Source organism: Pseudidiomarina fusca (assembly GCF_032227045.1).
Classification (GTDB): domain Bacteria; phylum Pseudomonadota; class Gammaproteobacteria; order Enterobacterales; family Alteromonadaceae; genus Pseudidiomarina; species Pseudidiomarina fusca.
Window position 1 is genome coordinate 1 of record NZ_JANFPJ010000053.1, and the last position, 7219, is coordinate 7219.

At 53.2% G+C, this 7219-nt stretch carries 7 protein-coding genes; 6 read left to right on the forward strand and 1 reads right to left on the reverse strand.

Annotated features, from left to right (window positions below; genetic code table 11):
- Positions 1–133 precede the first annotated feature (133 nt).
- From NOG12_RS12660 to cueR, 4 genes are all read left to right on the forward strand, one after another.
- On the forward strand, positions 134–1360 hold the full coding sequence (locus NOG12_RS12660; protein ID WP_313933445.1) for a hypothetical protein: 1227 nt from the start codon (positions 134–136) through the stop codon (positions 1358–1360).
- Positions 1361–1364: 4 nt separating this feature from the next.
- Positions 1365–1823, forward strand: a complete 459-nt coding sequence (locus NOG12_RS12665) for a hypothetical protein (RefSeq protein WP_313933446.1) — start codon at positions 1365–1367, stop codon at positions 1821–1823.
- A gap of 339 nt (positions 1824–2162) precedes the next feature.
- Positions 2163–4706, forward strand: a complete 2544-nt coding sequence (locus NOG12_RS12670) for a heavy metal translocating P-type ATPase (protein ID WP_313933447.1) — start codon at positions 2163–2165, stop codon at positions 4704–4706.
- A gap of 48 nt (positions 4707–4754) precedes the next feature.
- On the forward strand, positions 4755–5258 hold the full coding sequence (cueR, locus tag NOG12_RS12675) for a Cu(I)-responsive transcriptional regulator (protein WP_470385098.1): 504 nt from the start codon (positions 4755–4757) through the stop codon (positions 5256–5258).
- Between the two features lie 43 nt (positions 5259–5301).
- Here the strand turns inward: cueR and NOG12_RS12680 are convergent, their stop codons facing one another.
- Positions 5302–5505, reverse strand: a complete 204-nt coding sequence (locus NOG12_RS12680) for a heavy-metal-associated domain-containing protein (protein ID WP_063977589.1) — start codon at positions 5503–5505, stop codon at positions 5302–5304.
- A 241-nt stretch (positions 5506–5746) separates the two neighbouring features.
- Between NOG12_RS12680 and NOG12_RS12685 the strand changes: the two genes are divergently transcribed.
- Positions 5747–6898, forward strand: a complete 1152-nt coding sequence (locus NOG12_RS12685; protein WP_313933448.1) for an MFS transporter — start codon at positions 5747–5749, stop codon at positions 6896–6898.
- A gap of 114 nt (positions 6899–7012) precedes the next feature.
- The coding region (locus NOG12_RS12690) for a transposase family protein (RefSeq protein ID WP_313933449.1) at positions 7013–7219 on the forward strand (207 nt) is incomplete at its 3' end.

Below are 7219 nucleotides of genomic sequence, written 5' to 3' on the forward strand. Positions count from 1 at the left end.
TTGGCCAAAAGTGGATCAATTTTAATGGCCATTGACAATATGCCCATAATGAACTTCATCTGATAGTGTCAGAGCTTAAATGCTTCGATTTCAAATAATCAAACCTTACCTCTGAAATAAAGCGAATGTAAAAATGACGAGCTTACGGATTAGAAATGTCGGACCAATAAAAGCTGGAGTAGAAAATGGTGCCGCAATCAAGTTTGACGGCGTTACTTTATTTACGGGCACCCAAGGATCTGGGAAAAGTACAGTTGCAAAGCTTTATTCGTCGCTTGCATGGCTCGAGAAATCTTTACAACGGGGTGATCTAGAAATTCATGAAACTCTTGATTACGAGTATTTCATGAATGAAGTTGTCTCATTTCATGGTTTACAGAGTTATTTCAGTGAACAGTCTTATGTGGAGTACGAAGGGCAGGCCTTTCGCTTTCTTTTATTGAATAAAACTTTTACTTCAGAACGTCTAACTGATGCCCCTTATGATTCACCGAAAATAATGTACGTTCCAGCTGAGCGGAATTTTCTTGCTGCAATTGATAGGCCGGAATTGATTTCTAAGCTACCTAAAGCGCTAAAGGCCTTTTTATCAGAGTATGTTGAAGCCAAAGAGCATTATGCTAATGAAGCGCTACCGCTATCGCTAGGGAATGCAGTGTTTGCTTATGAGAGTGAGAGTAAGCAGTCTTTTATCACTGGGGCAAGCTTCCGAGTTAATTTATTGCATGCTTCAAGCGGATATCAAAGTTATGTGCCATTAGTGATAGTGACTAAATATTTATCACAATTTGTGCTCAAATCCGATAAGGCCAAACAGAGAGATCTCAGTGTGGCTTTGGAGAAACGCTTAAACAAAGAGCTTATTAAGTTGTTCGAAGCGACCATTGAAAAAGGTGAGGAATTAGGAAGTATCCATAGCGCTTTTGATGCACTTGTTCGTCGTTACACCTATAACTCTTTTGTCAATATTGTCGAAGAACCAGAGCAGAATCTGTTTCCAACATCGCAGAAACAAGCACTTTTTGAGGTATTGCGAGCGGTAAAAGATAAGGCGGGCAACAGACTTGTCATCACTACACATAGCCCGTTTATCATCAGTTATTTAAATATTGCAATACAAGCCTTTGATGTATATGAAAGATTCAATAACAAACAATTGAAGAATATTGATGCGATACGAGACATTTGTTCGGAAGCATCAAGTATTGATCCGAGCACAACTAATGTTTATGCGTTTTGTGAGAATGGCACTATTGAAGTAGTCGAAAGGTACAATGGGTTGGTTGCCGACGATAACCAACTTAATAATGAGCTGGAAGAAACGAATCAGCTTTTTTCTGAACTATTGTGGATGGAGTGATCCGATGAATTTACTCAAGGATGAGTGTAAAAGTAGTCTCACAGACTCGTTATTTGGAATATGTGACGATGATGATAACAATCCTGCATATTTGAATACCGATTCAACCGACAAAGTAAAGTGGATTGCAACGGTAACTAATCCTCAATGCTTAGATATCGCATTTTGGGCTATCGATAATTGTGTTGATTGCTCAGACGAACAAGGCAATCAGGTGACCCGGTGTGATGGTATTTTGCATTATCGCGACATCTATCATTTTGTTGAGCTTAAAGCTCGAAAAAAGGGTAGCTGGATGTCAAAAGGCTTTAAGCAGCTTCGCGCGACAATTTATCTTTTCATTGAGTCTCAAAATGGACAAGTCGACAGGAAAAAAATCATCGCACAGTTGAGTAACTCTTTGAAGCCATACACGCATGTTATTAAACAACAACAGCTAGCTTTATTTGGGTATTCGGATTAGCTGGTTGATTTTCTCTTTGGCGTGCAATCACAGATTACACTTTCCCAACGGAAAAACTGGTTGGCGAGGCCTGGAACAAATGCGTAAGGATTGTGGTACTAGAGAATTCATCGCGCATCCTTCTGTCTACCTCGAACGCTCCCTTAGCGCGAATTTGTCCGATGTGCCACTGACTGCTGACAACACTCGTATGGAGTTTTCAACCTAAACCCGGATTCGATGTTCCCGTAAGTACTGGGTGTGGTAACTATGCATCAGGAAATTTAGCGCTTGACCTTCCCACAATAGGAAGGTTTATCTTTCTGGAATATCATCAGGAGATGCTTGTGGAGAAGACGAATGATGCATACTCAAGACAAATTGAATCCGTCGGCTGTGACGGTGATAAGCTTTCCCATCGAAGGTATGAGTTGCGCTTCCTGCGTCGGGCGCGTGGAGGCTGAACTCAAGAAGGTCGAGGGCGTTGACACTGTTACGGTGAACCTGGTGACCGAACGTGCCGATATCCAGTCCGCTTCGCCACTCGACCGCGGATCACTCATCAACGCTATCGAGAAAGCTGGCTATTCGGTGCCAGCTGAGACCACAGAGCTTTCCATCGAAGGTATGACCTGCGCGTCCTGTGTCGGTCGCGTCGAAAAGGCGCTCAAGGCTGTGCCCGGCGTCACCAGTGCCGTTGTCAACCTTGCGACTGAAAGAGCCACGATCCAGGGCAGCGCCGATGCGACCGCCTTGGTGACGGCTATCGAGAACGCGGGATATGATGCCAGGGTAATCGCGGCTGCTACGGGTAGCCGTCGGGGCGAGACCGATGAGCGCACCGAGAAGAAGGACGCGGAACGCCGTGGACTGACACGTGATTTCACGATTGCAGCGGTGTTGACCGTGCCTGTCTTCATTCTGGAGATGGGCTCACACCTCATTCCTGGCATGCACGACCTGATTGCCTCAACGATCGGCATGGAGACGAATTGGTATCTCCAGTTCGTGTTGACAACCATCGTTCTGTTCGTGCCGGGCATCCGCTTTTACCACAAGGGGTTTCCGGCCCTCGGGCGGCTTGCCCCCGACATGAACTCCCTGGTCGCGGTCGGCACCATGGCAGCCTATGGCTATTCGCTCGTGGCGACCTTCGCGCCGGGGCTCCTGCCCGACGGAGCCGTCAACGTCTACTTTGAGGCCGCCGCTGTTATCGTCACTCTCATCCTGCTCGGCCGGTTGCTGGAGGCTCGCGCCAAGGGACGCACCTCCGAGGCGATCAAGCGTCTTGTCGGGCTTCAGGCCAAAATGGCACGGGTGCGTCGGGACGATAAGTCGATCGAACTGCCGATCGACTCCGTCTTGTCGGGAGATATCGTCGAGGTTCGTCCCGGCGATCGCATTCCGGTGGATGGCGAACTCATCGAAGGCGAAAGCTATGTCGATGAATCGATGATCACGGGAGAACCGATCCCCGTCTCCAAGAAGCACGGCAGCGAGGTCGTGGCCGGAACGGTGAACCAGAAAGGCGCATTCGCCATCCGTGCGACGGCTGTCGGCGGCAACACCGTTCTGTCGCAGATCATCCGCATGGTGGAAGAAGCGCAGGGGTCGAAGCTGCCAATCCAGGCGCTGGTCGACAAGGTGACGATGTATTTCGTGCCTGCGGTGTTTGTGGCAGCGATTCTCACCTTCGGGACATGGATGTGGTTCGGCCCGTCGCCCGCGCTCACTTTCGCGCTGGTCAACGCCGTCGCGGTGCTGATCATCGCCTGCCCTTGCGCCATGGGGCTGGCCACACCGACCTCGATCATGGTCGGCACTGGCCGCGGTGCCGAGCTGGGCGTGCTCTTCCGCAAGGGTGAAGCACTCCAGTTGTTGAAAGATGCCAAGGTCGTTGCCGTTGACAAGACGGGCACGTTGACGGAAGGCAAACCGGCTCTCACCGATCTGGAATTGGCCACCGGATTCGAGCACGTAGACGTGTTGGCTCTGGTCGCGGCCATCGAGGCCAAATCCGAACACCCGATCGCCCGTGCGATCGTGAACGCCGCCGCCGCGGAGAACATCTCACTGCCGGACGTGTCGAACTTCGAATCGGTGACGGGTTTTGGCGTGAAGGCTGAGGCCGGTGGCAAGCGGGTCGAGATAGGTGCTGACCGCTACATGAGCGAACTCGGTCACGACGTGGCGGCGTTCTCCAAGGTCGCCAAACGCCTCGGCGACGAGGGTAAGTCTCCGCTCTATGCTGCGATAGAGGGCAAGCTTGCGGCGATTATCGCCGTTGCCGACCCGATCAAGGAAACGACGCCTGCTGCCATCAAGGCCCTGCACGATCTCGGGCTCAAGGTCGCGATGATCACCGGCGACAACGTCCACACGGCCAAGGCCATCGCGGCGCGACTCGGGATCGACGAGGTGGTGGCGGAAGTGCTACCGGACGGCAAGGTCGACGCGGTGCGCCGCCTTAAGGGAGAGCACGGCAAGGTGGCGTTCGTCGGTGATGGCATCAACGACGCTCCCGCTCTGGCCGAAGCGGATGTAGGTCTTGCCATTGGCACAGGTACGGACATTGCCATTGAAGCGGCTGATGTGGTGCTGATGTCGGGTAACCTGCAAGGTGTGCCAAAGGCGATCGCCTTGTCGAAGGCAACCATCGACAACATCCGACAAAATCTGTTCTGGGCGTTTGCCTACAACACGGCTTTGATTCCGGTCGCGGCAGGTGTGCTCTATCCGGCCTACGACATCCTGCTTTCGCCCGTCTTCGCTGCCGGCGCCATGGCACTGTCGTCGGTGTTTGTACTCGGCAATGCACTGAGGTTGCGTCATTTCCGCTCACCCATGGGGACGGACGACAACGACGTGTCGCAGAGACAGGTGGAATTTGCACAAGCGAAATAAGGACAACCGAGCCTGCCACAGTGCAGGCTTGATGTTATCTGGAGAGGCATGGCTATGAATATTGGAAAGGCAGCGGAGGCATCGGGTGTATCGGCGAAGATGATCCGCTACTACGAATCGATCGGCTTGATTCCGGAAGCGTTGCGAACCGAAGCTGGATACAGGGATTACTCGGACAAGGATGTGCAAACCCTGCGCTTCATCCGGCGCGCACGGGATCTCGGGTTTTCGGTGGCGCAGATGAATGAACTGGTTGCGCTCTGGCGCGACCGGGGTCGTGCGAGCGCCGACGTCAAACGTCTTGCGCTTGAGCATGTCGCGGAGCTTGAGCTCAAGGCGCGCGAACTCCAGGAAATGAGCCGTGCACTCAAGCACCTGGCGGAAAGCTGCCAGGGCGACGCTCGGCCGGACTGCCCGATTATCAGCGGTCTGGCCGGGGATGGCGTAGTGAAAGGAACGCCTAATGGTGAGCGAGAACTTAATTCCACGCGCTTCGGGGCTATCGGGATTGAACCCAATTGCACGCAACGTCGCAGGAAAGAGAAGCGCTGACGCGTCTACTTCAGAAGCGGCGTCCTTGCCCTGACCTGAATGATTACCCGGCAAGGTGCTGATTATCGTACCCAGCCTCGCGGATGGCATCACTGATACGCGCCTCATTGACCTGGCTGCGCACGGTGACCTCGGCGTGTTCTATATCTGTAGATACTTCCGCCTGTGGGTCGATACTTTTAATGGCTTTTTCGACGGCGGATGTGCAGTGGCCACAGGTCATGCCGTTAACGTTGAATCGATACATATCGAACTCCTTCACAGAATCAGAGAATTGAGGAACCTGATCGTCCCAGCGACCAATCTAGTCTTTCCAACGCTGGTAAGGTCAACTGCGGAGCCTCAGACTTTGATTTGTCGAGTGCTCTGTGCCGACGGGCTGCCAAATGCACGGCTATTGATAAGACCTGGCCGATGCCGACAGTCTCTCTGTGCAAGGCATGCAAACGCAGCCTTGACCTTCCAACCATTGGAACGATTACCCTTTTGTGAAAAGTCAGCGCAACCGGTGTTCGGTAATCGCACTAAACACAAAGGAGTTAATCGATGTCCACAGAATCCCCTTCTCACTCAGGCAGACCAGAGCGCCCACTCGGTCTGGCCTTGGCATTATTGCTGGATTGATTCTTGGAGGATTTCTGACAGGCCTGCTTGGCTGGCGTTGGGCGTTCTTCATCAATGTACCCATCGGTTTGGCGGTGCTCGCTGGTTCGAGAACACTTGTCGAAGCGGAATTGCACAAGGGACGCCCCGACCTGACGGGAGCGCTTTCCAGCATCATCGGCATGGCAGCACTCGTCTATGGAATTACCCGTGGTGGTGAACATGGCTGGACCGATGGCATTACGCTCATTGCATTCGCCACTACGGCTATCCTGCTGCCGCTGTTCTTGGTTTTACAGTCGCGCAGCAGTGATCCACTTTTGCCGCTCCGCTTGTTCAAGGATCGCAACCGATCCGGTTCGTACCTGGCCATGCTGCTGCTGGGCTTCGGCCCCATGGGCATGATCTATTTGCTGACGCTCTATTTGCAGCACATCCTCAGCTATAGCCCGACCCTGACCGCCATGGCGTTTCTGCCCTTTGGGGTGGGTATCATCATTGGTGCTGTTGTCAGTTCAAAGCTTGTCATGCGCTTTACGCCGCGCGAGGTCGCAGCTCCGGCTGCGCTGGTCGCTAGCGCTGCATTGTTCTGGCTTTCGACCATCGGGCAACAACTCGACTATAGCTGGCACTTCATGCCAGCCGCCTTCCTCACCGCCTTCGGTTTCGTGGGAGCGGTCATTGCGCTGGCATTGACGGCCGTGAAGGGTGTGCAAGCACAGGAGACCGGCATCGCATCGGCGTTGTTCAACGCGTCGCAACAGATTGGTGTTGCGTTGGGGCTGGCTATCCTTTCGAGCATTTCTGTCTCCGTCACGGCCAGTCGGATGCCCGAGGCATTTGCTTCTCTGTATCGCGGTCGGGAAGTCGGCGATGCCGAACTGGTGCAGTCAGCCGGTGATGCGCTGATTCAGGGTTATGGCTTGGGACTTGCGGCGAGCGGGGTTGCTCTTGGCATCGCAGCCATCATCGTGGCCGTACTTGTCAACGCCAGGAAAGGACAGGTTTCCACACTTGGCGATAGTCCCTTGCATTGACCGGTTCTTCTTCCCTTTACGGCGCAGTCTGCCAAACCCGTACTGCGCCACACTGATGATTAATGGGAATCTGTCGCAATAGCTATGGAGCTTCCACCATGAGGAGAACACCGCATGACCGAAATGCCCGACAACATCCTGCACCTGCCTAAGTACCAGGTGCTGGGCTGCAAATCCACCGACGACGAAATGCACTTTCAGGTGGACGTGCCCGATCCCATTGCCTGCGAGGAATGCGGCGTGCAGGGTGAGTTCGTGCGGTTCGGCAAGCGTGATGTTCCCTATCGTGATCTGCCCATCCACGGCAAGCGGGTCACTCTC

Excerpts from the sequence above, each read along its gene's own strand:
- NOG12_RS12660 (WP_313933445.1), top strand. The coding sequence starts at position 134 with ATGACGAGCTTACGGATTAGAAATGTCGGACCAATAAAAGCTGGAGTA.
- NOG12_RS12665 (WP_313933446.1), top strand. The coding sequence starts at position 1,365 with ATGAATTTACTCAAGGATGAGTGTAAAAGTAGTCTCACAGACTCGTTA.
- NOG12_RS12670 (WP_313933447.1), top strand. The coding sequence starts at position 2,163 with ATGATGCATACTCAAGACAAATTGAATCCGTCGGCTGTGACGGTGATA.
- cueR (WP_470385098.1), top strand. The coding sequence starts at position 4,755 with ATGGCTATGAATATTGGAAAGGCAGCGGAGGCATCGGGTGTATCGGCG.
- NOG12_RS12680 (WP_063977589.1), bottom strand. The coding sequence starts at position 5,505 with ATGTATCGATTCAACGTTAACGGCATGACCTGTGGCCACTGCACATCC.